The organism is Pasteurella oralis, assembly GCF_042681465.1.
Classification (GTDB): Bacteria; Pseudomonadota; Gammaproteobacteria; order Enterobacterales; family Pasteurellaceae; genus Pasteurella; species Pasteurella oralis.
The window spans coordinates 1-24,463 of sequence record NZ_JBHUFP010000025.1 but is presented as its reverse complement, the minus strand read 5'-3'; the positions used below and the strand labels follow the sequence as shown (position 1 = coordinate 24,463).

Below are 24,463 nucleotides of genomic sequence, written 5' to 3'. Positions count from 1 at the left end.
TTATTTGGTTAAAATAAAGCGTTTAATTTTAGCAAAATTTTAACGTTTGTATTTTGAACAGTTGATGGCATTTTTCTTGATTCAAAATAGAGGCGAAAACAGAATTTGAGTTTTAATTTATGTGAAATTAAGTCTGTTGTTATCGCGCACTAAGCACTATGACAATAAGCTGAAATCATTACTCAAGACGAGGTTACAGTTGTGTTGACTGTAACTATATTTTTAATCTGACTAAAAGTAGTGCAAACAATATGATTACGATTAAAAAAGGCTTGGATCTTCCTATCGCTGGGAAGCCAGAGCAGGTAATCTGTGATGGCAATGCTATCACCGAAGTTGCTTTGCTTGGTGAAGAGTATGTGGGAATGCGTCCTTCAATGAAGGTACGCGAAGGTGATATTGTAAAGAAAGGTCAGGTACTTTTTGAAGATAAAAAGAATCCTGGCGTAGTATTTACTGCACCTGCAAGTGGTACTGTAACTGCGATTAATCGCGGTGCTAAGCGTGTTTTACAATCTGTGGTAATTAAAGTGGAAGGTGACGAGCAAATCACTTTTACCAAGTATTCCGCAGAGGAATTAAAACAGCTTACTTCAGAGCAAGTTCGTCAAAATTTACAAACTTCAGGATTATGGACCGCACTTCGTACGCGTCCTTTCAGTAAAGTACCTGCCATTGATGCAACCCCTGTATCCATTTTTGTTAATGCGATGGATACCAATCCATTAGCAGCTGATCCTCAAGTGATTTTAAAAGAACATGAGCAAGCATTTTTACAAGGTTTAACAGTATTAAGCCGTTTGCATGAAGGTAAAGTATACCTTTGTAAAGCACCTGATACTCATATTCCTAGTACAGCAAATATTGAAAATTTAGAAGTGAAAGATTTTGCTGGTCCACATCCTGCTGGATTAAGTGGTACACATATTCATTTTATTGATCCTGTCAGCGTAACAAAGTCAGTTTGGTATATTAATTATCAAGATGTCATTGCGATTGCCCATTTATTTACAACGGGTGAACTTGATGTCAACCGTGTTATTTCATTAGCGGGTCCTCAGGTAAAAAATCCTCGCTTAGTGCGTACTGTTATGGGCGCAAATCTTTCGCAGTTAACCGCTAACGAGCTGAAAGATGGCGAAAATCGCGTCATTTCTGGCTCTGTATTAAGTGGGGTAAAAGCAGTAGGTCCTGTGGATTATTTAGGTCGCTATGCATTACAAGTATCGGTTTTAGAAGAGGGTCGTGAGAAAGAATTCTTAGGCTGGATTATGCCGGGTGCAAATAAATATTCACTTTCTCGTACTGTATTAGGGCATTTCTCGAAGAAATTATTCAACTTTACTACCGCAGTAAATGGCGGTGAGCGTGCGATGGTACCAATCGGTGCGTATGAGCGTGTAATGCCATTGGATATTATTCCAACTTTATTATTACGTGATTTGAGCGCTGGTGATACAGATTCGGCACAAACATTAGGTTGTTTAGAGCTAGATGAAGAAGATTTAGCACTTTGTACCTTTGTTTGTCCTGGTAAAAATGAATATGGTCCGCTCTTACGTCAAGCGTTAGATAAGATCGAGAAGGAAGGTTAAAAATGGGTTTAAAACATTTTATTGAAAAAATTGAACCTGCGTTTTTACCGGGTGGAAAATATGAAAAATGGTATGCATTGTTTGAAGCAACCGCAACCTTTTTATATACGCCAGGTACAGTAACGCACAAAGCTTCTCATGTGCGTGATGCGTTAGATTCAAAACGTATGATGGTATTAGTGTGGCTTTCGCTTTTCCCTGCGATGTTCTACGGTATGTATAACGTTGGAGCGCAGGCAATCCTTGCTACAGATGCTTTAGGCACATTACAACAGGCGATTGCAAACCATTGGCAATATGCTTTAAGTAATGCTTTAGGTGCAGATTTAACGGCATCTGCTGGTTGGGTAAGTAAAATGCTGTTAGGCGCTACTTACTTCCTACCTATTTATTTAACTGTCTTTTTAGTGGGTGGTTTCTGGGAAGTTTTATTTGCCATGGTGCGTAAACATGAGATTAACGAAGGTTTCTTTGTTACCTCAATTCTCTTAGCGTTAATTGTGCCTCCAACTTTACCATTATGGCAGGCAGCATTAGCAACGACATTCGGTGTTGTTGTCGCGAAAGAAATTTTTGGTGGTGTTGGTAAAAACTTCATGAACCCAGCTTTAGCTGCGCGTGCATTCTTATTTTTTGCTTATCCTGCACAGATCTCTGGTGATACAGTTTGGGTTGCAGCTGATGGTTTCTCTGGTGCAACAGCACTTTCACAATGGGCGGTTGAAGGTCAAGTGGGCTTAAAACATGTTGTGACGGGTCAACCTATTACTTGGATGGATGCATTTTTAGGTAATATTCCAGGTTCTATTGGTGAAGTATCAACTTTAGCATTATTAATTGGTGCAGCAGTGATCGTTTTTGCCCGTATTGCTTCTTGGCGCATTATTGCTGGTGTGATGGTTGGTATGATCGCAATTTCAACGTTATTTAACTTAATTGGTTCAGATACAAATCCATTATTTGCAATGCCTTGGCATTGGCATTTAGTATTAGGTGGCTTCGCACTTGGTATGTTCTTTATGGCAACAGATCCTGTTTCAGCGGCGTTCACTAATAAAGGAAAATGGTGGTATGGTATTTTAATCGGTGCGATGGCGGTATTAATCCGTGTGGTTAACCCTGCTTATCCAGAAGGTATGATGTTAGCGATTTTATTTGCTAACTTATTTGCACCAGTATTTGATTACCTTGTCGTTCAAGCCAATATTAAGCGTCGGAGAGCTCGCAATGTTTAAGAATAAAGATAGCGTTGGCGGAACACTTCTCGTCATTGTGTTATTGAGTTTAGTTTGTTCTATTATCGTAGCAGGTTCTGCGGTATTACTTAAACCAACTCAAATTGAACAAAAAGAATTAGATAAGCAAAAGAATATTTTAAGTGTTGCTGGTTTATTAAAAGAAGGCACTAAAAATAGTGAAATCAAAACTATCTATGCAAAAAATATTGAAGCTCGCTTAGTTGACCTAAATACAGGTGATTTTGCGCCTGCTCAAGTTGGTTTTGATGCTGCAAAAGCAGTTAAAGATCCAGCGCAAAGCGTTAAATTAGCAGCGGAAGAAGATGTTGCGAATATTCGTGTACGTGCAAATTTTGCTGAAGTGTATCTTGTAAAAAATGATGCAGGTCAAGTGACGCAAGTCGTTTTACCATTCTATGGTACAGGTTTATGGTCAGTGATGTATGGCTTTATGTCAGTACAGCCTGATGGTAATACAGTCAATGGTATTACTTATTACGATCAAGGTGAAACCCCAGGATTGGGTGGTGAAATCGAAAACCCGAAATGGCAAGCACAGTTTGTTGGCAAAAAGCTTTATACCTCAGATAATCAAATAGGTTTATTTGTAGGTAAAGGTGCGTCAAGCAATGCTGAACATGGTATTGATGCAATTTCAGGTTCAACTTTAACCAGTAACGGTGTGAATAACTCATTCAAATTCTGGTTAGGTCAAAAAGGTTTCGGTCCTTTCTTAGCAAAACTTAAAGCAGGAGCGTTAAACAATGGCTGATACTAAAAAGTTAAAAGGCTTGTTGTTATCTCCAATTATGGACAACAACCCGATCGCATTACAGATTTTAGGTATTTGTTCTGCACTGGCGGTCACTACCAAGTTAGAAACTGCAGTCGTGATGACATTGGCTGTAACCTTTGTAACAGCATTTTCTAACTTATTTATTTCATTGATCCGTAACTATATTCCAAATAGCGTGCGTATTATTGTGCAAATGGCCATTATTGCTTCATTAGTAATTTTGGTTGACCAAATTTTACGTGCATATGCCTATGGTCTATCTAAACAACTTTCGGTTTTCGTTGGTTTGATCATTACTAACTGTATCGTGATGGGGCGCGCAGAAGCTTTTGCGATGAAATCACGTCCGTTAGAAAGTTTAGTTGATGGTATTGGTAATGGTCTAGGTTATGGTGCAATTTTAATTTCAGTTGCCTTTATTCGTGAATTGATTGGTTCAGGTAAATTATTTGGTATGACTGTTTTCCAAACTATTCAAGATGGTGGTTGGTATCAAACCAATGGTTTATTCCTGCTTGCACCGAGCGCATTCTTTATTATCGGTTTTATTATTTGGGGTATCCGTACCTTAAAACCAGAGCAGGTGGAGAAATAGTCTATGGAACATTATATTAGTCTTTTCGTTAAATCTGTCTTTATCGAAAATATGGCGCTTTCTTTCTTCTTAGGGATGTGTACATTCCTTGCTGTATCGAAAAAAGTGTCAACTTCGTTTGGTTTGGGTATTGCGGTTATCGTGGTATTAGGGATTGCTGTCCCAGTGAACCAATTGGTTTATACCCATATTTTAAAAGACAGTGCATTAGTACAAGGTATTGATTTAAGTTTCTTAAACTTCATTACTTTCATCGGTGTCATTGCGGCATTAGTTCAAATTCTTGAAATGGTGCTTGATAAGTATTTCCCAGCACTTTATAACGCATTAGGGATTTTCTTACCATTAATTACAGTAAACTGTGCAATTTTTGGTGGTGTATCATTTATGGTACAGCGTGATTATAACTTCGCAGAATCTGTTGTTTATGGTTTAGGTGCGGGTACTGGCTGGATGTTAGCAATTGTTGCACTTGCAGGAATCACTGAAAAAATGAAATATTCTGATGTACCAGCGGGTTTACGTGGTTTAGGGATTACCTTTATTACTGTTGGCTTAATGGCACTTGGTTTTATGTCATTCTCAGGTATTCAGTTGTAAGAAAGGGGATACAGAATGGAAATTACTCTTGGTATTGCAATGTTCACCGTTATTGTTTTGGCTTTAGCAGTTATTATTTTATTTGCTAAATCAAAATTAGTGAATTCAGGTGACATTACAATTGAAATTAACGACGATCCAAGCAAAGCAATTCATTTGCCTGCTGGTGGTAAATTATTAGGCGCGTTAGCAAGTAAAGGTATTTTTGTATCTTCAGCTTGTGGCGGCGGTGGCTCTTGTGGTCAATGCTTAGTTAAAGTTACTGAAGGTGGTGGAGATATTCTACCAACAGAACTTTCACATATTTCAAAACGCGAAGCAAAAGAAGGTTATCGCCTTTCTTGCCAAGTGAATGTGAAAAGCAGCATGAAAATTGAATTGCCAGAAGAAGTGTTTGGTGTAAAAAAATGGGAATGTACAGTTATCTCTAATGATAATAAAGCGACTTTTATTAAAGAACTCAAATTAGCGATCCCTGAAGGTGAAGAAGTCCCATTCCGCGCTGGTGGTTATATTCAAATTGAAGCTGATCCACATGTGGTGAATTATAAAGATTTTGATATTCCAAAAGAATACCATGAGGATTGGGATAAATATGACTTATGGCGCTATGTATCCAAAGTTGATGAACCAATTATTCGTGCTTATTCAATGGCATCATATCCAGAAGAAAAAGGCATTATTATGCTTAACGTGCGTATTGCGACGCCTCCGCCATCTGCGCCAGATGCACCTCCGGGTCAAATGTCCTCTTATATTTGGTCATTAAAAGCAGGTGATAAAGTCACTATTTCTGGTCCATTTGGTGAATTCTTTGCGAAAGACACTGATGCGGAAATGGTCTTCATCGGTGGTGGTGCAGGAATGGCGCCAATGCGTTCACATATTTTTGATCAGTTAAAACGTTTGAAATCAAAACGTAAAATGTCATTCTGGTATGGTGCGCGTTCTAAACGTGAAATGTTCTATGTGGAAGATTTTGATACGTTACAAGCAGAAAACGACAATTTTGTATGGCATGTAGCACTTTCTGATCCATTACCTGATGATAATTGGGATGGTTACACAGGCTTTATTCACAATGTCCTTTATGAAAATTACTTAAAAGATCATGAGGCACCAGAAGATTGTGAATATTACATGTGTGGACCACCAATCATGAATTCATCTGTAATTAAGATGTTAAAAGATCTTGGTGTTGAAGATGAAAATATCTTGTTAGATGATTTTGGTGGCTAATTTCCATTTATCTTAACTCACTCAAAGTGCGGTCGATTTTTACGAAATTTTGTAAAGTTGACCGCACTTCTATTTAAGAAAATTTGCAATTTTGGTTTTTATTCAGCGGAAAATCCAAACTTACAACTTTTTAACGCAAAGGAATTAACGTGAAATTACAAAAAATGATGACCAATGCCTTAGTCGCATTCAGCGTTCTGTTATTAGTTGCTTGTGATAAGCCAGCAGAAATGGTGACTTTAACGGGCAAAACAATGGGAACGACTTACAGTGTGAAATACATTGATAATGGAAAACTTCATGTCAAACCAGAAGCTATGCATAAGGGTATAGAGATAATACTAAAAGATGTGAATAATAAAATGTCGACTTATATTGCAAGCTCTGAATTAAGTATGTTCAATCAGAATACTCAAACAGATACTCCGATTGAGATTTCGACAGATTTAGCTACGGTATTAGCGGAGTCAATTCGTTTGAATAAGGTGACAGAAGGCGCTTTGGATGTCACTATTGGCCCACTCGTCAATTTATGGGGGTTTGGTCCAGAGAAACGAACGACACCAGAAGCAATGGAAGAACAACTTGAGACACGACGTGCTTGGGTGGGAATTGAGAAGTTAACATTAACTCAGCAAGATGATAAATTCTTTTTACAAAAGGCAGTGCCACAGTTATATGTTGATCTTTCTTCTATTGCAAAAGGTTTTGGTGTAGATAAAGTAGCCGCTTATGTTGCAGAACAAGGGGGCGATAATTATTTAGTCGAAATCGGTGGTGAAATTCGTGCTAAAGGCAAAAATATAGAAGGTAAAGATTGGCAAATCGCGATTGAAAAACCAAGTTTTGATGGCTCTCGCGCAGTTTCCCAAATTATTGGTTTAAAAGATTTAGCTATGGCAACTTCAGGTAATTATCGTAACTATTTTGAAGAAAATGGACGTCGTTTTTCTCATGAAATTGATCCAAAAACAGGTTATCCAATAGCACATCGATTGGCTTCTATTACAGTGCTTGCTGATTCCACGATGACTGCGGATGGCTTATCTACAGGGTTATATGTTTTAGGTGAAGAAAAAGCATTAGAAGTGGCTGAAAAATATAATTTACTTGTATATTTAATTAGCAAAACAGAAAACGGCTTTGAGGCTAAGATGTCCTCAGCATTTGAAAAATTATTAAATAGTCAACATTAAGGATAATGCAATGCAACTTTTTTTACTTACATTTGGTCTTTTTTTATTAATTATTGCGGGCATGGCAATTGGTTACATTGTAAAACGTAAGACTATTGCAGGCAGTTGTGGTGGCATTTCATCACTAGGTCTGAAAAAAGTGTGTGATTGTGAGGAACCATGTGATAATTTGAAAGCCAAATTAGATGCTGGCGATGAACAAGCTCAAAAAGAATACGATGAAAAATTTGCCAAAAATGACTCGCACTTTTATGAAGTGAAATAATTTATCGAATGATAAATCACTTTGATTGATACCAAATTAGTGTAACTCGACATTTCAAATTCAGTACAAAAGTGCAAGTCATCCTAAAATGAGTGCACTTTTGTTTATGTGTCATATAAAATCCAGAAATAATCATTGTGATGATAGATGAATTATCAGTGGGTAATTAAAGCTAAGCTAGTAAAACTATTGTACAAAGATATACGTTAAAGCAGGGGAACATGATGCAACAAGATACTCGTTGGAAGCAACGTTTTGAAAATTATCGAAAAGCCGTTGTATATTTAACCGATGAGGTTGAGAAATATGCAAACACAGAGTTAGATATTATCAAAAAAGGTGTTATTCATAGCTTTGAAATTACACATGAACTGGCATGGAAGGTGATGCAAGACTATCTAAAATATCAAGGGCTAACAGAATTAGGTGGACCGCGAAATATTACTCGAATTGCTTTTCAGTATGAATTAATTGAGGACGGTGATAATTGGATGGAGATGTTAAATAGTCGTAATGCATCGGTACATACGTATGATGAAACTATTTTAACTAAGACTTTTCAAATGGTAACTAAAACATATTTACCTTTGTTTATTGCTTTAGAGCAGAGAATGCATTTTTTATGGAAAAATTCGGCTTAAGTCAACGAAATATCAAAATTATTATTGACATTTTGGCAAAATATCCTGAGATAGAGAGTGCAATTATTTATGGATCGCGTGCTAAAGGAAATTATCGTATTGGTTCAGATATTGATTTGACTTTTAAGGGAAAAAATTTGACTGATAAGACTCTCAGCAGAATTTGGCATGATTTGGATGATTCAGATTCTCCTTATTTATTCGATTTATCTATTTATCATCACCTTACTCATCAACCTTTTATTGATCATATTGATCGTGTCGGGAAAATCTTTTATCAACGAGAAGATAAATAATGAAATCAAAAACTTATGAAGAAAATTTTGCAAAACTGACCGCACTTGAACTTGCTGAAAACGGTAAAAAGAAAGTCATCTGTGGTATGTCAGGAGGAGTAGACTCTTCTGTGTCGGCTTTTATTCTTCAACAACAAGGCTATCAAGTCGAAGGCTTGTTTATGAAGAACTGGGAAGAAGATGATGATACAGATTATTGTACTGCGGCGGCAGATTTAGCTGATGCCCAAGCTGTATGCGATAAACTTGGTATTAAATTACATAAAATTAATTTTGCCGCAGAATATTGGGATAATGTATTTGAGCATTTTTTACAAGAATATAAAGCAGGACGTACACCAAACCCTGATATTTTGTGCAACAAAGAAATTAAATTTAAAGCTTTCTTAGAATATGCTGCGGAAGATTTAGGCGCAGATTATATTGCCACAGGGCATTATGTACGTCGCGGTGAGAAAGAGGGAGAATGCCAATTATTACGTGGCTTAGATAACAATAAAGATCAAAGTTATTTCTTATATACCTTAAGCAAAGATCAAGTGGCGCAAAGCTTATTTCCTGTCGGGGAAATCGCAAAACCAATTGTGCGTGCAATAGCAGAAGATTTAGGTTTAGTGACAGCAAAGAAAAAGGATTCAACTGGTATTTGTTTTATTGGCGAACGTAAGTTTAAAGATTTTTTAGCACGTTATTTACCAGCACAACCTGGTGATATTAAAACTGTCGATGGTGTAGTTGTTGGTCGTCATGATGGTTTGATGTACCATACTTTAGGGCAACGCAAAGGGTTAGGTATCGGTGGTGTAAAAGGGCTGAGTGAAGAACCGTTTTATGTGGTAGAAAAAGATTTAGTAAATAATGTGTTAGTGGTTGCTCAGGGGCATGATAATTCGGCGTTATTATCAACAGGGTTAATTGCTAGCCAGCTACATTGGGTTGATCGTCAACCAATTCGTCAAAATTTACGTTGTAGCGTGAAAACCCGTTATCGCCAAGAGGATATTCCCTGTGAGATTCAACCTATTGATGATGACAATATCCGAGTGATCTTTGATGAGCCACAAATTGCGGTTACTCCGGGACAATCTGCGGTATTTTATCAAGGTGAAGTTTGTCTTGGTGGTGGGATAATTGAAGCTCAAATTAAGTAGTTCTTTCTTATTATGATAATAAGAGTGCGGTTGAAATTTTAATGATTTTAACCGCACTTTTTTATTATTAATAATAGATAATTTTATGAGACTTATTGTGTTAGGTATTATTGTTGAATAACAGCCTTTACTAGGATTTGCTTTTTACAAGCAAGAGAAAGAAAAATGAGATAAAGTATATTATTTATCGAAAACCAATACATTCTTTGAGCGATATTCGTAGTATAGTAATCTTAATATGTTGTATTTAGTAATAAGTTATGTAATCTTCATTACAATATTCGTATTGAGGAGAAAATATGAAAAATTTCTTATCTTTAGGAAAAAATTTTTGGTTATATCGTTTCTCTTTTTTATTGAGTAGCTTAACGAGCATAGCAACGAATATTTCAATCAATTGGTGGATATTAGATACTTATCAAAAAGCAATATATGTGAGCTACACTTTAATTCCCGCAACTATTATTTACATCAGTACCAGTTTTTTGCTTTCACCATTAGGTGATAAATTTAGTCGAAAAAAGTTAATTCAAATTGGAATGTTGATTCAAATTAGCGCATTTATCACATTAATCATTATTTATAATTTTTTGTTATTAGATATTTTTTATCTTATGGTTTTTCAAGCCCTTTTCTCTTTAGGCAATGGAATAGCCCGCATTGGTAGTACTAGTTTTATTGTCGATATTGTTGAAGAAAATCGTATTACAGAGGCTAATAACATTATAATGCGTTTAAACTCTGCTATTAGCATATTAGGCTTGATTTTTGGTGGTGCAATAGTGGCATATTTTGATTTTATTATTGCATTCTTGATTTATCTTATTTTAAGTATGTGTTCTATTTTTTTAATAAGTTTAATTAATGTTTATAATAATGTTAATTTAAATAAAAATATTAAATTTTTTGATGATTTATTGTTGGGTGTTAAATATACAATTACTAGTGATGTGATTAGAGGGTTATTTTTCTACAGTATGATTATGGGAATTGTTTTTGGACCACTTCAATTAATTATTATTTATATCATAAAAGAAATAATGAAAATGAGTTCTTTTGACTATAGCTTTGCTATGTCGGGTATGAGTATTGGTATTATTTTAGGAAGTTATTTGTATGAAAAAATCAAAGCGAAATTCAGTTATATGCATTTATTTATGGTCTTTTCATCTTGTTTATTTATTCTGGGGTTAGTCTGCATTTATTTTTCTTATTATAGCAATGTTTTTATCTTTGCTATGATAATGATTGGTATCGCAAGAAATTGGATTAATGTCACAGTTGATTCTCATTTGCTAAAAACGCTGGATCCGGCAATTAGAACCAAAGTTCTGTTAAATATGTCATTTTTTGGTAATATCAGTGTTCCTTTATCGACTTTATTCACTGGTGGATTAATTGATACATTAGGTATCCCATTTATTTTACTCACGAACATTGTATTAGTTGGCATTGCTATTGGAGTTTTTCTTTTTAATCAAGCTGTGATTGGTTTTCTTAATTCACCTGTTGATCGAGCAAAACAAATGTTGCATTTTTAACTATAAGCTGCTTTTGTCATAAGTACTGTCTGAATAACTTTTTGAGTTAATTAGGCAGTTCTTTTTAGTTATTTCACTGTGTTTATGATACTTCTTTTAACCTTTTCTCATCCTTAATCCGCTCATTACTTTGCAATGGGCAATGCTATGCTCGTCACACGTTGAGAGAGTTTGTAAAAATTGTTCAATCTTTTTGAGTTGTTGAATTTTTTCTTGTACTTGATTTAAATGGTGACGGATGATTTCATCTGCATTTTGACAATCCGCTTTAGGGTTAGTTTGCAGTTGGTGTAGTTGCTTGATTTCTTCAATACTAAAACCGAGTGTTCGACAAGTTTTAATAAATTCTAAACATTGTACTGTTTTGTCATCGTATAGCCGATAGCCATTTACGCCACGTTGTGGCTTAGGTAACAAACCAATCTTTTCATAATAGCGAATGGTTTCACGATGAATATCGGTTTTTTCGCTTAATTCATTTATTTTAAAAAAAGTTGTCATCGATAGCTTGACCTTGTAGTGACTACAAACTTTATTATTGTAATTAAAACCACAAATAATGAAAAGGAAAGTGATATGCCATCTCAACGGACCCATCATAAGCACGATCATTCCTCTGATCATTTTCACCATCACCAACATATTCATACTGAGAATCGCAGAATTCTTGTACTGAGTTTTTTCTTGATTACAAGTTTTATGATTATTGAATTTTTGGGTGGTTATTCTTTTAATAGCTTGGCATTGATGGCCGATGCAGGGCATATGGCTAATGATAGTTTTGCCTTATTGATTGCTTTAATTGCGTTATATTTAAATCCACAAAATCAACGTCGAGTAGCGATATTAAATGGGTTTTCTTTATTGTTAGTCGCTATTTACATTATTTGGGAGGCAATTGAACGTTGGCAATATCCACAACAGATTGCTTCATTACCAATGTTAATTGTTGCGGTATTAGGCTTGTTAGTAAATGTGGTTGTTGCTCACTTGATGTTAAAAGACGATCAAGCAAATCTCAATCTTCGCGCGGCTTATTTGCATGTGTTAGCGGATCTATTGGGTTCAATTGTCGCGATTAGCGCTGGCTTAAGTGCATATCTATTTAATTGGATATGGGTTGATATTATCGCCAGTTTCATTTTGAGTTTATTTGTTTTAAAAAGTGGCTATGCAATTATAAAAGAAGCGTTATTGGGGGTGGAGTAGAGAAAAGTGCGGTCGAAATTTTCAAATTTTTGACCGCACTTTTGATGTTTTATTTATTTAACCATGCCATATATTCCGCGACACCTTGCGCAACAGTTTTAAATGGCTTGTCATAGCCAGTTGCACGTAACTTGTCTAAGTTAGCTTGTGTATATTCTTGATAGCGGCTCTTTAAATGCGCTGGGAATGGGATAGTTTCAATATCTGCTTCAGTCTTACCATGGAATTTTACTACGGCTTTTGCTACTTCTTGGAAAGATTCAGCATTACCTGTGCCTAAATTATAGATACCTGAAATATTGTTTTGCCAGCACCAAATATTTACTGCCGCTACATCACCTACATATACGAAGTCACGGCGGAAGTGTTCACTTCCTGCGAATAATTTTGGATTTTCACCTTTTAAAATTTGGTTGTTTAAATGGAAGGCGACACTTGCCATTGAACCTTTGTGATTTTCGCGTGGACCGTACACATTGAAATAGCGGAAGCCACAGACAGGTGAGTTTGCTTCTGGTAAAATCGCCCGTACATATTGGTCAAATAAGAATTTTGAATACCCATACACGTTTAATGGTGCTTCAAATTGGCGTTCTTCGCGAAATTCGGTTTTATCGCCATAAGTGGCTGCGGATGAAGCATAGAAGAACGGAATTTCACGATCTAAGCAATAATGTAATAATTCTTTTGAATATTCATAATTATTGTGCATGATGTATTTGCCGTCCCATTCAGTAGTCGCAGAACAAGCACCTTCATGGAAAATGACATCAATATCACCTAAATCATCACCCGCCACAATAGAAGCAATAAAATCTTCTTTGTCACAATAATCAGCAATATCTAAATCTACTAAGTTTGCGAATTTGGTACCATCTTTTAAGTTATCTACCACTAAAATATCTGTACGCCCAAGTTCGTTTAAGGCTTTTACAATGTTACTACCAATAAATCCAGCACCGCCAGTTACGATAATCATGATCTTGTCCTCTGTTGGTTAATACTTAATGTATTGTAATGGATTTTATGACGGATGTGTTTAAGTATTTTGTATGCTATGTGAGTTTTTGATGTTTGCTCAAAATCCTTATTATCATTTTTATGTCTGTTTTGACCGTTTTTATAATAGAAGGAATTGATATGCAAAGAAGAAATGATTTAATTTTATACAAGCTCAATCGTGCCAGAAAAATCATACTGTTTTTTTAATAATAAAATGTTATATTTTTCACAAACAATGAGTTTTTTGTTAACCTCGTCACATTTTGCTTTTGATTTTGATGTATAATATGACCATATAGTTTATTTCGCATACAAATTGTCAACGAGGAAGATATATGGACGCAAAAGAAATTGCACAATTTATTGATCATACGGCGTTAACCGCAGAGAAAACCGAACAAGATATTCTTCAATTATGTGATGAAGCAATTGAGAATAAATTTTGGTCTGTCTGTATTAATTCAGCTTATATTCCTTTAGCAAAGGAAAAACTTGCTGGTACAGATGTAAAAATTTGTACGGTGGTGGGTTTTCCTTTAGGGGCTAACTTGAGTTCAGTCAAAGCATTTGAAGCAAGTCAAGCAATTCAAGCTGGTGCAGATGAAATTGATATGGTCATTAACATCGGATTAATTAAATCTAATAAATGGGATGCTGTCCGTGCAGATGTTGCAGAAGTATTAGTAGCTTGCGCAAATAAACCCTTAAAAGTGATTTTAGAAACATGCTTATTAACAAAAGAGGAAATTGTTAAAGCATGTGAAATTTGTAAACAATTAAATGTAGCGTTTGTGAAAACGTCGACAGGTTTCAGCAGTGGTGGGGCAACTGTGGAAGATGTTGTCTTGATGAAACAGACCGTAGGCGATATTGGAGTGAAAGCGTCTGGCGGTGTGCGTGATACGGCAACAGCAGTAGCGATGATTACTGCTGGTGCAACACGTATTGGTGCGAGTGCAGGGATTGCAATTATTAATGGTTTACAGGATGTAAACAGCACCTATTAATAAGTGATTGAGCTTGCTATGGACAAGATGAATTCTCGCATTCAAAAATTGGAATTTTTATTGAAGCAAATGGATAAGATTCACTTGCGAGAGGCAGCTGAAATATTAAAAGTGTCTGAAATGACTATTCGGCGAGATCTTAGCTCCTGTGCAAGCTCAATTATTTTATTAGGTGGTTATATTGTTAAAGACCCCAAAAAGCAGGGTAACAAGCAGTATCAAATTTTTGAACATCAAGGAAAAAATACGGCGGAAAAAATGCAGCTAGCGAAAATTGCAGCTAGCTTAGTTGAAGAAGGTGATGTTGTTTTCTTTGATTGTGGTTCAACAATTCCATTTATTGCGACAGAGATTGATCATCATCTAAACTTTACTGCTGTTTGTTGTTCTATTAATACTTTTCTCATATTACAAGAAAAGCCAAATTGTGAAGTGATTTTATGTGGTGGTCGTTATTCACGTCATAATGCTTTCTTAACACCAATCCAATCTCAAACAGAACTCGAAATGATTCGTACAAATAAAGCATTCATTTCTGCGGCAGGTGTTGATTTAAAACAAGGTGTGACCTGTTTCAATTTTGATGAGGCAAGAGTCAAACAAGTGGCGATGGCAAGGACACAGCAGTCTATTTTAGTAGTAGATCATGCTAAATTTCATCAAATACAACAAGCTTACATCGCGAATTTAGATGCGTTTGACATCTTAATTTGTGATCAGCCTGCGCCAACGGAGTTTGCAGATCAAATCATTACTTGTACAACCAAATAAAGTTAAATTAAAAAAACTTGGTTAAAAGTAACCGCACTTTCATACCCCAATAGGTAGTTAAACCTGTTGTCACAAACGACATTTCCCCTTTATCCAAAATAATAATCGTGGGCGTCACTGCAATTTGCCATTGTCGACTTAGTTCCCCTTGTGGATCATTGACTGTCGTAAAACTATAGTGGTATTTGGCTAAATAGGTTTGTACAGTTTCGTTATCGCCAGAACTTAATGCAACAGAGACAACAGGATATCCCTCCTCTGCCAGCGCATGTATTATTGGTGAGGTATATTGGCAATATCCACACCAGCTTCCCCAAAAATACAAAATAGTAGGCTGTGTTTGGTTGAGTTGAGCGAGGAGAAATGGCTGATTTTTTAGATCCATGAGTACAGTTGTTGTGGCATTAACAGGTATATTTGGTCGACGTATGAAATCAAGCAGAGCACTCATGATGATTAAAGTCAATGCAAGTGAAAATAAAGAGGTTAAGAGTTTACGAATTTTGCTCATCATTGTGACGGGAGATTATTCGATATCTTTGAGATTCATTTGCTCTGCGCCTTTGGCAAGCATACGCAATTGCAAAATTACCCGTTGTTTAAGTTGTTCACGCTCTGTTTTACCCATATCCAATGCATTTGCACCAGCGGTGAAAACGATAGTGACCATACCTTCAGCTTGAACTTGCGCAACATATTGTGAGTAACTGTTACGATGAGCAATATATTCAGTCAATTCGTCAACAAAATGCTTAATTTCGCGTGCAGTTGCGGTTCTAAAAGCCTGCGATGTGCCTGAGCTTTCGCGTAATAATAGGCGGAACATATTAGGGCTATTCGTAATAAATTCAAAGAACGTATCAACGGAAATGACAATCACGCTACCGCCTTTCTCTAAGCGTTTGCGTGCTTGGCGCATTAATTGACGTAACACCAGCCCTGCTTCATCCACCATAGTTAAGCCAAGTTCATCCATATCTTTGAAGTGGCGATAAAATGAGGTTGGAGCAATACCTGCTTCTCGGGCAACTTCACGTAAGCTCAAGTTAGAGAAACTTTGTTCTGCAGTAAGCTGATTAAAGGCTGCACTAATTAATGCACGTCTGGTTTTTTCTTTTTGTAAGGCTCTCACTCCTGCCATCTTTTTTCCTTACTTTTTAAGATAGAATTTCATTGACAGCATGGCTGACTGTTTGAGCAATTCTTTCGTAACGAGTACGCAGTGGTGAACCGGGGCGATACACTAAATTAATACTGCGCGAAGGTTCTGGCGTATAACAGGCAATATATTTAACGCCAGTACGTTTCCCTTCGTTCATGACAGCGAGTTGAGGCATGAAAGTGATACCCGCATTTGCAGCAACCATGTTACGTAAAGTTTCTAGGCTAGTTGCCTGAAAATGTGCATTTTCTTTTGCTCCCGCGCTAAAACAGTAGCCAATAGTTTGGTCGCGTAAACAATGTCCATCATCTAACATCAACATTTCACAACCGTTAAGTTTACTCATTTCAATGGCTTTTTCATTTGCCCATGGGTGAGAATCACTAACAGCAAGTAGCATTTTTTCATTAAAAATAGGGACTTCAATAAAAGCTTCCGCTTCGCGTACTGATGCAATAATGGCACAATCTAGGTGACCTGTTTCCAATTGTTCTAAAAGTTGATTAGTTTGTGCTTCATAGAGGAAAAGTTCTAAATCAGGAAAGGCTTCTTTGAGTACAGGCATAATATAAGGTAATAAATAAGGACCTACAGTTGGGATGACTCCAATATGTATTGGTCCTGTCATTTCTTTACCTTGGTTACTTGCCATTTCTTTGAGTAATTTTACTTCTCGTAACACTGCTCTTGCTTGATCAACGAGTAATAAGCCTGATTGAGTAAAGAGGACTTTACGGCTTGTTCGTTCTAATAATATTATCCCTAGCTCATCTTCAAGCTTGCGAATTTGACCACTTAATGTAGGCTGACTTACATGACACGAATCAGCCGCACGGCGAAAATGTTTATGTTCTGCAAGCGCCACGAAATATTCTAGATCGCGGATATTCATTTTTACCTCATCATTGAAACAAACAATTAAAAAGATCGGACCAATTGCCCGAAACTATACCATAAATTTGACTATAATTCATAAAGGAGTAAGATTCGTTTTACATTTATTGCTCAACATATAGGAGATCTTTTATGGCAACAATGGAAGGAAAGAAAGTTCCTCAAGTGACATTTCATACTCGTCAAGGTGATCAGTGGGTTGATGTAACCAGCGCAGATTTATTTGATAATAAAACGGTAGTACTTTTCTCATTACCAGGCGCGTTTACGCCAACTTGTTCATCAACACATTTGCCACGTTATAATGAACTTGCTTGCGAGTTCAAAGCATTGGGTGTTGATAGCATTATTTGTATGTCTGTCAATGATACTTTTGTGATGAATGCTTGGAAAGCCGATCAAGAATCTGAAAATGTAATTGTGATTCCAGATGGTAATGGTGAATTTACTGAAGGTATGGGGATGTTAGTCAGTAAAGAAGATTTAGGCTTTGGTAAGCGTTCTTGGCGCTATTCTATGTTAGTACGTAATGGTGTGGTTGAAAAAATGTTTATTGAACCACAAGAGCCAGGTGATCCATTCAAAGTTTCTGATGCAGATACAATGATGAAATATCTTAAACCTGAGTGGCAAGCTAAGCCATCAGTGTCTGTTATCACTAAACCAGGTTGCCCATTCTGTGCAAAAGCAAAAGCCTTATTAAAAGAGAAAGGTTATACTTTTGAAGAAATTGTGTTAGGTCGTGACGCGAGTACAATTTCAGTTCGTGCCATTACTGGCAAAACAAGTGTGCCGCAGGTATTTATCGGTGGTCAATATATTGGCGGTAGTGACGAGCTAGAAAAATATTTTGCTTAATTAAGCAATAAACAAATGAAAAAAGTGCGGTTATGCCGCACTTTTTTGTTTAATGAAAGATTAATAATGTGGAGGTGGTGTTTCTTCGGCTTGGCTCGCGATGTTAGAGGGTTGCATATCTTTTAATTTATTTACTAAATAACGCAATTGCACTTGCATTTTATCTAACGCAAATTGTTGCTCAATAAGCGACTGGTTTAACTCATCTAGTAAATTTTCTTGGAACGTGGTTTTCATTTCTAATTCCGCAATGCGTTGTTCCAATTTTTCTTGAATTTGCATAAATAAACTCCAAATAAAGGTTGTGAATTTGGTCATTCCGTTTTAACCTATCTCAATTCGTTTTTTTATTATAAAGGATTAGACATTATGTTTAAAATTCAAAAATTTTCTGCGATTACTTTAATGATAAGTGCGGTAATTTCTAGTACAGTTTTAGCTAATACGGATGAGAAAAAATTTAATGATGACGCTTCTTATGCTGTCGGCATATTATTGGGTTCCAATGCCAAAGACATTATTGATACACAAAAAGGTATCATTAAATATGATAATGCACGTTTGTTAGCGGGTGTAGAAGATGTATTAGCCGGTAAAACGGATCTTGCGTCCAACGAGCAAGTGATTAATACCTTGCGCTCAGTACAAGAGAAAATGCAACAAGAGCAAGAAAAACAATTAGCAGCCATTGCGAAACAAGCAAAAGAAGAAGGTGACAAATATCGTGCTGAATTTGCTAAAAAAGCAGGAGTGAAAAAAACAAAATCAGGACTGTTATATCGTATTGAAAAAATAGGAGAAGGTGAGCAAATTAATGCAACAGATTTTGTTGTCGTAAATTATACAGGTAAGCTACCAAATGGTCAGGTTTTTGATAGCACCGATGGTAATCCTATTTCACTTAAGTTAAATCAGCTTGTACCGGGCTGGACTGAAGGGTTACAACTTATTAAAAAAGGTGGCAAAATTGAATTAGTATTACCATCAGAACTCGGATATGCTAAGCAGGGTGCCGGTATCATTCCTCCTGATTCAACGTTATATTTTGAAGTTGAAGTTGTGGATGTAAAACCTGAAGCGAAAAAATAATTGAAAAAACGACCGCACTATTGTCTTAAGTACGAGAGTGCGGTCATTTATTTTTTAATAATTGAGAATAAGGCAATGTTAACTGATAAACGACCTTTTACAGATGAAGATAAAGCCATTTTGAATTCTTATAAAGCGGTAGTGGATGGCGTCAGTGCACTTATCGGTCGTCATTGTGAAATTGTGCTCCATTCTTTAGAAGATCTAGAACATTCAACGATTTGCATTGCTAATGGGCATAACACTAATCGCCAGATCGGTTCACCAATTACGGATTTAGCATTGAAATCATTACATAATATGCAAACTGATAGTGTATCTAAACCTTACTTTACCCGAGCAAAAAGTAAAGGTTTGATGAAGTCAGTAACTATTGCAATTCGCAATAAAAGCCAGCGGATTATTGGATTATTATGTATTAATATTAATTTGGATGTTCCCGTTTCTGAATTTATGCAGGCATTTATGCCGACTCAAGAACAGCAAGAAACCTCAAGTGTTAATTTTGCAAGTTCAGTCGAAGAACTTGTCGCACAAACTGTTGAAAAAACAATTGAAGAAGTGACAGCAGATCGTATGGTGTCAAATAACAATAAAAATCGCCAGATCGTTATTTCATTGTATGAGAAAGGTATTTTTGACATTAAAGATGCAATTAATTTAGTGGCAGAGCGTCTAGATATTTCGCGTCATACAGTCTATTTGTATATTCGCCAAGTGAAACAAGATTCGGACGAACAAAAATAATGCGTTATGTACTTTGTATAAAACAGCCGATTTATGGTGCACAGGGTGGATATTTGGCTTATCAAGTCGCACAGGCTTTAGTTGAGCAAGGGCATCAAATTAGCCAGATTTTCTTTTTTCAACAAGGCGTGACTATTGGTAATGAATTTGTTTATCCTGCTAACGATGAATTTCACTTACAAGCAGCATGGCAAGATTTTTCGAGACAATATCATGTACCACTTCATTTATGTATTGCAGCAGCACAACGCCGTGGTGTGGTAGATACGCAAACTGCGCCAAAAGCCTCGCAAACTAATTTAGCTACACATTTTGTGTTAGCTGGGTTAGGTGAGTTTAATCAAGCTTTATTAGAAGCTGATAGAGTTTTGACATTATGATTAAAATCGCTTTTGTTTTTCGTTCTGCACCTCACGGATCTTCAGCAAGTCGTGAAGGGCTAGATGCTTTATTAGCTGCAACAGCTTTCTGTAATGAAGAAGATATTGCGGTTTTTTTTATTGATGATGGTGTATTTAATTTATTAGCACAGCAACAGCCAGAATTGATTTTACAGAAAGATTTTATCAGCGGATTAAAGCTATTAGACCTCTATGCAATTGAGCAACGTTATGTCTGCTATGATTCATTAACTCAATTGGGATTAACTGAACAGCAACAAGTCATTTCTTGTGAAAAAATAAGCCGCACTTTGTTAGTTGAAAAACTTCGTCAAGCAGAAAAAATATTAACTTTTTAAGAGGTAATATGCTCTATACTTTTTCGCAAGCAAGCTATGATGTCAATGAACTTGAGCGCTATATACAACATATCACTGAACAAGATGCTATCTTGTTATGGCAAGATGGTGTTTTGCTACTACTTAAATTCCCTTTGCTATTGCAACAAACAAGCGCACCATGTTTTGTTTTAGAAAATGACATTAAGGCTCGTCATTTAGCGCCATTACTCACTTTAAATAACAAGATAAAAGTCATTGATTTATCGCAATTTATTCAATTAACAGAACAATATTTTCCACAGTTTGCACTTTAGTTAAGAGTGAGTTGAAGCTAGGATTTACGGTAAACCACAAATTCTTATGATTTCCAAAGAGTTTCTGCTTATTTCTTGACATCGCCCCTATTGAAGATTAAAATTCAGCGTCTATTCCTGTATGGAATAGATTTTGAAGATAAACATTCTTTTATGAATAATTTTTAATACTGGAGCTTTTTTAATGGCAACTATCAACCAGCTAGTACGCAAACCGCGTGTGAAAAAGGTTGTAAAAAGTAACGTTCCTGCATTAGAGGCTTGCCCGCAGAAACGTGGTGTGTGCACACGTGTATACACAACTACACCTAAAAAACCGAACTCAGCATTACGTAAAGTATGCCGTATTCGCTTAACTAACGGTTACGAAGTAACTTCTTATATCGGCGGTGAAGGCCATAACCTTCAAGAGCACAGTGTTGTGCTTATCCGTGGCGGTCGTGTTAAAGACTTACCAGGTGTGCGTTATCACACTGTACGCGGTGCATTAGACTGTGCTGGCGTTAAAGATCGTAAACAAGGTCGTTCTAAATACGGCGTTAAGCGTCCTAAATCTTAATGGTTCTCCGTTAAGTAAGGCCAAACGTCTAAATTAGTAAAACTATTTAAACCATAAACTCCAGTCAATAAGCGATAGATATCGCATTAAAGATGAGTTTTGGATATCCTGAATTTTTAATACGGAGAAATTACAATGCCACGTCGTCGTGTTGTAGGTCAACGCAAGATCCTTCCAGATCCAAAGTTCGGATCAGAATTGCTTGCAAAATTTATCAATGTTTTAATGGTAGATGGTAAAAAATCTATCGCAGAAAAAATCGTTTATAGTGCATTAGATACGTTAGCACAACGTACTGGTAAAGAAGCATTAGAAGCTTTTGAAGCAGCACTTGAAAACGTACGCCCAACTGTTGAGGTTAAATCTCGCCGTGTGGGTGGTTCTACTTATCAAGTACCAGTTGAAGTACGCCCAGTACGTCGTAACGCATTAGGTATGCGTTGGATTGTTGAAGCTGCACGTAAACGTGGTGATAAATCAATGGCTTTACGTTTAGCTAACGAGTTATCTGATGCGTCAGATAACAAAGGTGCAGCAGTGAAAAAACGTGAAGATGTTCACCGTATGGCTGAAGCTAACAAAGCGTTTGCTCATTACCGTTGGTAATTAGTTTAAGCAATTACGTTTTTTAGGCTTCATCTCATTTAATTATGTGGTGAAGCCTTATACATATTTAAAATTTAATATTGAATTCCAGCAAGGAAATAATAATGGCACGTACAACCCCTATTGAAAGATACCGTAACATTGGTATCAGTGCTCACATTGACGCAGGTAAAACCACAACTTCCGAGCGTATCCTTTTCTATACAGGTGTGAGTCACAAACTTGGTGAGGTGCACGATGGTGCAGCTACTATGGACTGGATGGAGCAAGAGCAAGAACGTGGTATCACAATCACTTCTGCTGCAACAACAGCATTCTGGTCTGGTATGTCTAAACAATACCCACAACACCGTATTAACGTTATTGATACTCCAGGACACGTTGACTTTACGATTGAAGTAGAGCGTTCAATGCGTGTTCTAGATGGGGCTGTAATGGTTTATTGTGCGGTAGGTGGTGTTCAACCACAATCTGAAACTGTATGGCGTCAAGCAAATAAATACCAAGTTCCTCGTGTTGCTTTCGTAAATAAAATGGACCGTACAGGTGCTAACTTCCTACGTGTCGTTGAGCAAATCAAAACACGTTTAGGTGGTAATTCAGTGCCTTTACAACTTCCGATCGGTTCAGAAGATAATTTCAAAGGTGTTGTTGACCTTATTAAAATGAAAGCAATTAACTGGAATGATGCGGATCAAGGTATGACATTTACCTATGAAGATATTCCTGCCGATATGTTAGATGCTTGTGAAGAATGGCGCCAAAATTTAGTTGAGGCAGCAGCAGAAGCTTCAGAAGAGTTAATGGAAAAATACCTTGGTGGTGAAGAGTTAACTGAAGAAGAAATTAAAGTTGGTTTACGTCAACGTGTATTATCTGGCGAAATTATTCCAGTTTGTTGTGGTTCAGCATTTAAAAATAAAGGTGTTCAAGCAATGCTTGACGCGGTAATCGATTATTTACCTGCACCAACTGATATTCCTGCAATTAAAGGTATCAACCCAGATGAATCTGAAGGTGAACGTCATGCAAGTGATGATGAACCATTCTCAGCTTTAGCATTCAAAATTGCAACTGACCCATTCGTGGGTAACTTAACTTTCTTCCGTGTTTATTCAGGTGTAATCAACTCTGGTGATACAGTATTAAACTCTGTAAAAGATAAACGTGAACGTTTTGGTCGTATCGTACAGATGCATGCGAATAAACGTGAAGAAATTAAAGAGGTTCGCGCGGGTGATATTGCAGCTGCAATTGGTTTGAAAGATGTTGGTACTGGCGATACATTATGTGCACAAGATGCGCCAATTATTCTTGAGCGTATGGAATTCCCTGAACCAGTCATTTCTGTTGCAGTTGAGCCAAAAACTAAAGCAGACCAAGAAAAAATGGGTATTGCATTAGGTCGTCTTGCACAAGAAGATCCTTCATTCCGTGTTCATACTGATGAAGAATCTGGTGAAACTATTATTTCTGGTATGGGTGAGCTACACTTAGATATTATCGTTGACCGTATGCGTCGTGAATTCAAAGTTGAAGCGAATATTGGTAAACCACAAGTATCTTACCGTGAAACAATCCGTACTCGCGTTAACGATGTTGAAGGTAAACACGCAAAACAATCTGGTGGTCGTGGTCAATATGGTCATGTTGTTATCGACTTATATCCATTAGAACCAGAGGGTCCAGGTTACGAGTTCGTGAATGAAATCAAAGGTGGTGTCATTCCTGGTGAATACATTCCTGCAGTTGATAAAGGGATTCAAGAACAACTTAAATCTGGTCCATTAGCGGGTTATCCAGTAGTTGATTTAGGTGTACGTTTACACTTCGGTTCATACCATGATGTTGACTCATCTGAGCTTGCGTTTAAATTAGCTGCTTCTTTAGCATTTAAAGCTGCATTTAATAAAGCAAACCCAGTTCTACTTGAGCCGATCATGAAAGTTGAAGTTGAAACGCCACCAGACTACGTAGGTGATGTAATTGGTGATTTAAGCCGTCGTCGTGCGATGGTTAACGGCCAAGAAGCAAATGAATTTGTTGTGAAGATCAATGCAGAAGTACCACTTTCAGAGATGTTTGGTTATGCAACTGACCTTCGTTCACAAACTCAAGGTCGTGCTTCATACTCAATGGAACCATTGAAGTATGCAGAAGCGCCGAAAAATGTTGCTGATGCAATTATTGAAGCTCGCAAAAAATAATTTTGTTTAACAAACCACAAGCCATAATGGCTTGTGGTATCTACTGAGGAAACTTAATCGTGTCTAAAGAAAAATTTGAACGTACAAAACCGCACGTAAACGTGGGTACAATCGGCCACGTTGACCATGGTAAAACAACTTTAACAGCAGCAATCACTACAGTA

31 protein-coding genes are annotated in these 24,463 nt (G+C 36.7%); 25 read left to right on the top strand and 6 right to left on the bottom strand.

All coding sequences use genetic code 11. From position 1 onward, the window contains the following. Positions 1–251 precede the first annotated feature (251 nt). The 12 genes from ACFSAV_RS09465 to ACFSAV_RS09410 all read left to right on the top strand — a co-directional run bounded on the left by ACFSAV_RS09465 (position 252) and on the right by ACFSAV_RS09410 (position 11,153). Positions 252–1,595 (top strand): Na(+)-translocating NADH-quinone reductase subunit A, encoded by a 1,344-nt coding sequence (locus ACFSAV_RS09465; RefSeq protein ID WP_379098924.1) that lies wholly within the window; start codon positions 252–254, stop codon positions 1,593–1,595. 2 nt (positions 1,596–1,597) lie between these two features. Further along, the gene (locus tag ACFSAV_RS09460; RefSeq protein ID WP_101775489.1) at positions 1,598–2,830 is read left to right on the top strand and encodes an NADH:ubiquinone reductase (Na(+)-transporting) subunit B; all 1,233 of its coding nucleotides are present in this window, start codon (positions 1,598–1,600) and stop codon (positions 2,828–2,830) included. Beyond that, on the top strand, positions 2,823–3,605 hold the full coding sequence (locus ACFSAV_RS09455; RefSeq protein ID WP_379098920.1) for a Na(+)-translocating NADH-quinone reductase subunit C: 783 nt from the start codon (positions 2,823–2,825) through the stop codon (positions 3,603–3,605). The genes ACFSAV_RS09460 and ACFSAV_RS09455 overlap by 8 nt, the downstream gene beginning before the upstream one ends. After that, a complete protein-coding gene (locus ACFSAV_RS09450; protein WP_101775487.1) occupies positions 3,598–4,224 on the top strand; it encodes an NADH:ubiquinone reductase (Na(+)-transporting) subunit D in 627 nt (208 codons plus the stop codon). The genes ACFSAV_RS09455 and ACFSAV_RS09450 overlap by 8 nt, the downstream gene beginning before the upstream one ends. A 3-nt stretch (positions 4,225–4,227) precedes the next feature. Beyond that, positions 4,228–4,824, top strand: a complete 597-nt coding sequence (nqrE, locus tag ACFSAV_RS09445; RefSeq protein ID WP_049214744.1) for an NADH:ubiquinone reductase (Na(+)-transporting) subunit E — start codon at positions 4,228–4,230, stop codon at positions 4,822–4,824. 15 nt (positions 4,825–4,839) lie between these two features. Further along, complete coding sequence (gene nqrF, locus ACFSAV_RS09440; RefSeq protein ID WP_101775486.1) at positions 4,840–6,063, top strand: NADH:ubiquinone reductase (Na(+)-transporting) subunit F; 1,224 nt, start codon at positions 4,840–4,842, stop codon at positions 6,061–6,063. A 164-nt stretch (positions 6,064–6,227) separates the two neighbouring features. Next, entirely contained in the window at positions 6,228–7,259 is a 1,032-nt protein-coding gene (locus ACFSAV_RS09435) for an FAD:protein FMN transferase (protein ID WP_379099705.1), read from the top strand. Positions 7,260–7,269: 10 nt separating this feature from the next. After that, entirely contained in the window at positions 7,270–7,524 is a 255-nt protein-coding gene (nqrM, locus tag ACFSAV_RS09430; RefSeq protein WP_101775485.1) for a (Na+)-NQR maturation NqrM, read from the top strand. Between the two features lie 221 nt (positions 7,525–7,745). Next, positions 7,746–8,165, top strand: a complete 420-nt coding sequence (locus tag ACFSAV_RS09425) for a nucleotidyltransferase substrate binding protein (protein ID WP_379098915.1) — start codon at positions 7,746–7,748, stop codon at positions 8,163–8,165. Then, positions 8,147–8,461: a nucleotidyltransferase domain-containing protein gene (locus ACFSAV_RS09420; protein ID WP_101775483.1), complete on the top strand. Its 315-nt coding sequence runs from the start codon at positions 8,147–8,149 to the stop codon at positions 8,459–8,461. Before ACFSAV_RS09425 ends, ACFSAV_RS09420 begins: the two co-directional genes overlap by 19 nt. Beyond that, entirely contained in the window at positions 8,461–9,612 is a 1,152-nt protein-coding gene (gene mnmA, locus ACFSAV_RS09415; protein ID WP_379098912.1) for a tRNA 2-thiouridine(34) synthase MnmA, read from the top strand. The genes ACFSAV_RS09420 and mnmA overlap by 1 nt, the downstream gene beginning before the upstream one ends. A 299-nt stretch (positions 9,613–9,911) precedes the next feature. Next, complete coding sequence (locus tag ACFSAV_RS09410; protein WP_379098909.1) at positions 9,912–11,153, top strand: MFS transporter; 1,242 nt, start codon at positions 9,912–9,914, stop codon at positions 11,151–11,153. A gap of 96 nt (positions 11,154–11,249) precedes the next feature. Here the strand turns inward: ACFSAV_RS09410 and ACFSAV_RS09405 are convergent, their stop codons facing one another. Next, positions 11,250–11,654, bottom strand: coding sequence for a MerR family transcriptional regulator (locus ACFSAV_RS09405; protein ID WP_379098906.1), 405 nt, complete (start codon positions 11,652–11,654; stop codon positions 11,250–11,252). A 75-nt stretch (positions 11,655–11,729) separates the two neighbouring features. Between ACFSAV_RS09405 and ACFSAV_RS09400 the strand changes: the two genes are divergently transcribed. Continuing rightward, entirely contained in the window at positions 11,730–12,362 is a 633-nt protein-coding gene (locus ACFSAV_RS09400; RefSeq protein WP_379098903.1) for a cation diffusion facilitator family transporter, read from the top strand. Positions 12,363–12,411: 49 nt separating this feature from the next. On the opposite strand, the gene rfaD is transcribed toward ACFSAV_RS09400, so the two are convergent. Further along, complete coding sequence (gene rfaD, locus ACFSAV_RS09395) at positions 12,412–13,341, bottom strand: ADP-glyceromanno-heptose 6-epimerase (RefSeq protein WP_379098901.1); 930 nt, start codon at positions 13,339–13,341, stop codon at positions 12,412–12,414. Positions 13,342–13,699: 358 nt separating this feature from the next. Here rfaD and deoC point away from each other — a divergent pair, with 358 nt between their 5' ends. Both deoC and deoR read left to right on the top strand, forming a co-directional pair. Further along, complete coding sequence (gene deoC, locus ACFSAV_RS09390; RefSeq protein WP_379098898.1) at positions 13,700–14,371, top strand: deoxyribose-phosphate aldolase; 672 nt, start codon at positions 13,700–13,702, stop codon at positions 14,369–14,371. A gap of 18 nt (positions 14,372–14,389) precedes the next feature. Continuing rightward, a complete protein-coding gene (gene deoR / locus ACFSAV_RS09385) occupies positions 14,390–15,142 on the top strand; it encodes a DNA-binding transcriptional repressor DeoR (RefSeq protein WP_101775476.1) in 753 nt (250 codons plus the stop codon). Positions 15,143–15,149: 7 nt separating this feature from the next. On the opposite strand, the gene ACFSAV_RS09380 is transcribed toward deoR, so the two are convergent. Genes ACFSAV_RS09380 through oxyR form a run of 3 tightly spaced genes read right to left on the bottom strand, consistent with a single transcriptional unit; the run spans position 15,150 to position 17,196 of the window. After that, a complete protein-coding gene (locus tag ACFSAV_RS09380; protein WP_379098896.1) occupies positions 15,150–15,653 on the bottom strand; it encodes a protein disulfide oxidoreductase in 504 nt (167 codons plus the stop codon). A gap of 15 nt (positions 15,654–15,668) precedes the next feature. Continuing rightward, positions 15,669–16,283, bottom strand: coding sequence for an HTH-type transcriptional repressor FabR (gene fabR, locus ACFSAV_RS09375; protein WP_101775474.1), 615 nt, complete (start codon positions 16,281–16,283; stop codon positions 15,669–15,671). A gap of 16 nt (positions 16,284–16,299) precedes the next feature. Beyond that, entirely contained in the window at positions 16,300–17,196 is an 897-nt protein-coding gene (oxyR, locus tag ACFSAV_RS09370) for a DNA-binding transcriptional regulator OxyR (RefSeq protein WP_101775473.1), read from the bottom strand. Between the two features lie 134 nt (positions 17,197–17,330). Between oxyR and ACFSAV_RS09365 the strand changes: the two genes are divergently transcribed. After that, positions 17,331–18,056 carry a glutathione peroxidase gene (locus ACFSAV_RS09365; RefSeq protein WP_101775472.1) on the top strand — a complete coding sequence of 242 codons (726 nt, stop codon included), beginning with the start codon at positions 17,331–17,333 and terminating at the stop codon, positions 18,054–18,056. Between the two features lie 60 nt (positions 18,057–18,116). On the opposite strand, the gene ACFSAV_RS09360 is transcribed toward ACFSAV_RS09365, so the two are convergent. Continuing rightward, the gene (locus ACFSAV_RS09360) at positions 18,117–18,338 is read right to left on the bottom strand and encodes a SlyX family protein (protein ID WP_101775471.1); all 222 of its coding nucleotides are present in this window, start codon (positions 18,336–18,338) and stop codon (positions 18,117–18,119) included. Positions 18,339–18,425: 87 nt separating this feature from the next. On the opposite strand from ACFSAV_RS09360, the gene ACFSAV_RS09355 reads away from it, so the two are divergent. From ACFSAV_RS09355 to ACFSAV_RS09315, 9 genes are all read left to right on the top strand, one after another. Next, positions 18,426–19,145: an FKBP-type peptidyl-prolyl cis-trans isomerase gene (locus ACFSAV_RS09355; protein WP_379098891.1), complete on the top strand. Its 720-nt coding sequence runs from the start codon at positions 18,426–18,428 to the stop codon at positions 19,143–19,145. Positions 19,146–19,220: 75 nt separating this feature from the next. Next, the gene (locus ACFSAV_RS09350; RefSeq protein ID WP_379098888.1) at positions 19,221–19,892 is read left to right on the top strand and encodes a helix-turn-helix transcriptional regulator; all 672 of its coding nucleotides are present in this window, start codon (positions 19,221–19,223) and stop codon (positions 19,890–19,892) included. Beyond that, on the top strand, positions 19,892–20,272 hold the full coding sequence (gene tusD, locus ACFSAV_RS09345; protein ID WP_379098885.1) for a sulfurtransferase complex subunit TusD: 381 nt from the start codon (positions 19,892–19,894) through the stop codon (positions 20,270–20,272). Before ACFSAV_RS09350 ends, tusD begins: the two co-directional genes overlap by 1 nt. After that, the gene (gene tusC, locus ACFSAV_RS09340) at positions 20,272–20,631 is read left to right on the top strand and encodes a sulfurtransferase complex subunit TusC (protein ID WP_174674046.1); all 360 of its coding nucleotides are present in this window, start codon (positions 20,272–20,274) and stop codon (positions 20,629–20,631) included. Before tusD ends, tusC begins: the two co-directional genes overlap by 1 nt. Positions 20,632–20,639: 8 nt before the next feature. Beyond that, positions 20,640–20,927, top strand: a complete 288-nt coding sequence (gene tusB / locus ACFSAV_RS09335) for a sulfurtransferase complex subunit TusB (RefSeq protein WP_101775466.1) — start codon at positions 20,640–20,642, stop codon at positions 20,925–20,927. Positions 20,928–21,111: 184 nt separating this feature from the next. Further along, positions 21,112–21,486, top strand: a complete 375-nt coding sequence (gene rpsL, locus ACFSAV_RS09330) for a 30S ribosomal protein S12 (RefSeq protein WP_005717858.1) — start codon at positions 21,112–21,114, stop codon at positions 21,484–21,486. 135 nt (positions 21,487–21,621) lie between these two features. After that, on the top strand, positions 21,622–22,092 hold the full coding sequence (gene rpsG / locus ACFSAV_RS09325) for a 30S ribosomal protein S7 (RefSeq protein WP_101775465.1): 471 nt from the start codon (positions 21,622–21,624) through the stop codon (positions 22,090–22,092). 104 nt (positions 22,093–22,196) lie between these two features. Then, the gene (gene fusA / locus ACFSAV_RS09320; RefSeq protein ID WP_379098880.1) at positions 22,197–24,299 is read left to right on the top strand and encodes an elongation factor G; all 2,103 of its coding nucleotides are present in this window, start codon (positions 22,197–22,199) and stop codon (positions 24,297–24,299) included. Between the two features lie 59 nt (positions 24,300–24,358). Next, positions 24,359–24,463, top strand: a 105-nt coding sequence (locus ACFSAV_RS09315; RefSeq protein ID WP_005651251.1) for a GTP-binding protein, incomplete at its 3' end; no start/stop codon positions are given.

Excerpts from the sequence above, each read along its gene's own strand:
- ACFSAV_RS09465 (WP_379098924.1), top strand. The coding sequence starts at position 252 with ATGATTACGATTAAAAAAGGCTTGGATCTTCCTATCGCTGGGAAGCCA.
- ACFSAV_RS09460 (WP_101775489.1), top strand. The coding sequence starts at position 1,598 with ATGGGTTTAAAACATTTTATTGAAAAAATTGAACCTGCGTTTTTACCG.
- ACFSAV_RS09455 (WP_379098920.1), top strand. The coding sequence starts at position 2,823 with ATGTTTAAGAATAAAGATAGCGTTGGCGGAACACTTCTCGTCATTGTG.
- ACFSAV_RS09450 (WP_101775487.1), top strand. The coding sequence starts at position 3,598 with ATGGCTGATACTAAAAAGTTAAAAGGCTTGTTGTTATCTCCAATTATG.
- nqrE (WP_049214744.1), top strand. The coding sequence starts at position 4,228 with ATGGAACATTATATTAGTCTTTTCGTTAAATCTGTCTTTATCGAAAAT.
- nqrF (WP_101775486.1), top strand. The coding sequence starts at position 4,840 with ATGGAAATTACTCTTGGTATTGCAATGTTCACCGTTATTGTTTTGGCT.
- ACFSAV_RS09435 (WP_379099705.1), top strand. The coding sequence starts at position 6,228 with ATGATGACCAATGCCTTAGTCGCATTCAGCGTTCTGTTATTAGTTGCT.
- nqrM (WP_101775485.1), top strand. The coding sequence starts at position 7,270 with ATGCAACTTTTTTTACTTACATTTGGTCTTTTTTTATTAATTATTGCG.
- ACFSAV_RS09425 (WP_379098915.1), top strand. The coding sequence starts at position 7,746 with ATGATGCAACAAGATACTCGTTGGAAGCAACGTTTTGAAAATTATCGA.
- ACFSAV_RS09420 (WP_101775483.1), top strand. The coding sequence starts at position 8,147 with ATGGAAAAATTCGGCTTAAGTCAACGAAATATCAAAATTATTATTGAC.
- mnmA (WP_379098912.1), top strand. The coding sequence starts at position 8,461 with ATGAAATCAAAAACTTATGAAGAAAATTTTGCAAAACTGACCGCACTT.
- ACFSAV_RS09410 (WP_379098909.1), top strand. The coding sequence starts at position 9,912 with ATGAAAAATTTCTTATCTTTAGGAAAAAATTTTTGGTTATATCGTTTC.
- ACFSAV_RS09405 (WP_379098906.1), bottom strand. The coding sequence starts at position 11,654 with ATGACAACTTTTTTTAAAATAAATGAATTAAGCGAAAAAACCGATATT.
- ACFSAV_RS09400 (WP_379098903.1), top strand. The coding sequence starts at position 11,730 with ATGCCATCTCAACGGACCCATCATAAGCACGATCATTCCTCTGATCAT.
- rfaD (WP_379098901.1), bottom strand. The coding sequence starts at position 13,341 with ATGATTATCGTAACTGGCGGTGCTGGATTTATTGGTAGTAACATTGTA.
- deoC (WP_379098898.1), top strand. The coding sequence starts at position 13,700 with ATGGACGCAAAAGAAATTGCACAATTTATTGATCATACGGCGTTAACC.
- deoR (WP_101775476.1), top strand. The coding sequence starts at position 14,390 with ATGGACAAGATGAATTCTCGCATTCAAAAATTGGAATTTTTATTGAAG.
- ACFSAV_RS09380 (WP_379098896.1), bottom strand. The coding sequence starts at position 15,653 with ATGAGCAAAATTCGTAAACTCTTAACCTCTTTATTTTCACTTGCATTG.
- fabR (WP_101775474.1), bottom strand. The coding sequence starts at position 16,283 with ATGGCAGGAGTGAGAGCCTTACAAAAAGAAAAAACCAGACGTGCATTA.
- oxyR (WP_101775473.1), bottom strand. The coding sequence starts at position 17,196 with ATGAATATCCGCGATCTAGAATATTTCGTGGCGCTTGCAGAACATAAA.
- ACFSAV_RS09365 (WP_101775472.1), top strand. The coding sequence starts at position 17,331 with ATGGCAACAATGGAAGGAAAGAAAGTTCCTCAAGTGACATTTCATACT.
- ACFSAV_RS09360 (WP_101775471.1), bottom strand. The coding sequence starts at position 18,338 with ATGCAAATTCAAGAAAAATTGGAACAACGCATTGCGGAATTAGAAATG.
- ACFSAV_RS09355 (WP_379098891.1), top strand. The coding sequence starts at position 18,426 with ATGTTTAAAATTCAAAAATTTTCTGCGATTACTTTAATGATAAGTGCG.
- ACFSAV_RS09350 (WP_379098888.1), top strand. The coding sequence starts at position 19,221 with ATGTTAACTGATAAACGACCTTTTACAGATGAAGATAAAGCCATTTTG.
- tusD (WP_379098885.1), top strand. The coding sequence starts at position 19,892 with ATGCGTTATGTACTTTGTATAAAACAGCCGATTTATGGTGCACAGGGT.
- tusB (WP_101775466.1), top strand. The coding sequence starts at position 20,640 with ATGCTCTATACTTTTTCGCAAGCAAGCTATGATGTCAATGAACTTGAG.
- rpsL (WP_005717858.1), top strand. The coding sequence starts at position 21,112 with ATGGCAACTATCAACCAGCTAGTACGCAAACCGCGTGTGAAAAAGGTT.
- rpsG (WP_101775465.1), top strand. The coding sequence starts at position 21,622 with ATGCCACGTCGTCGTGTTGTAGGTCAACGCAAGATCCTTCCAGATCCA.
- fusA (WP_379098880.1), top strand. The coding sequence starts at position 22,197 with ATGGCACGTACAACCCCTATTGAAAGATACCGTAACATTGGTATCAGT.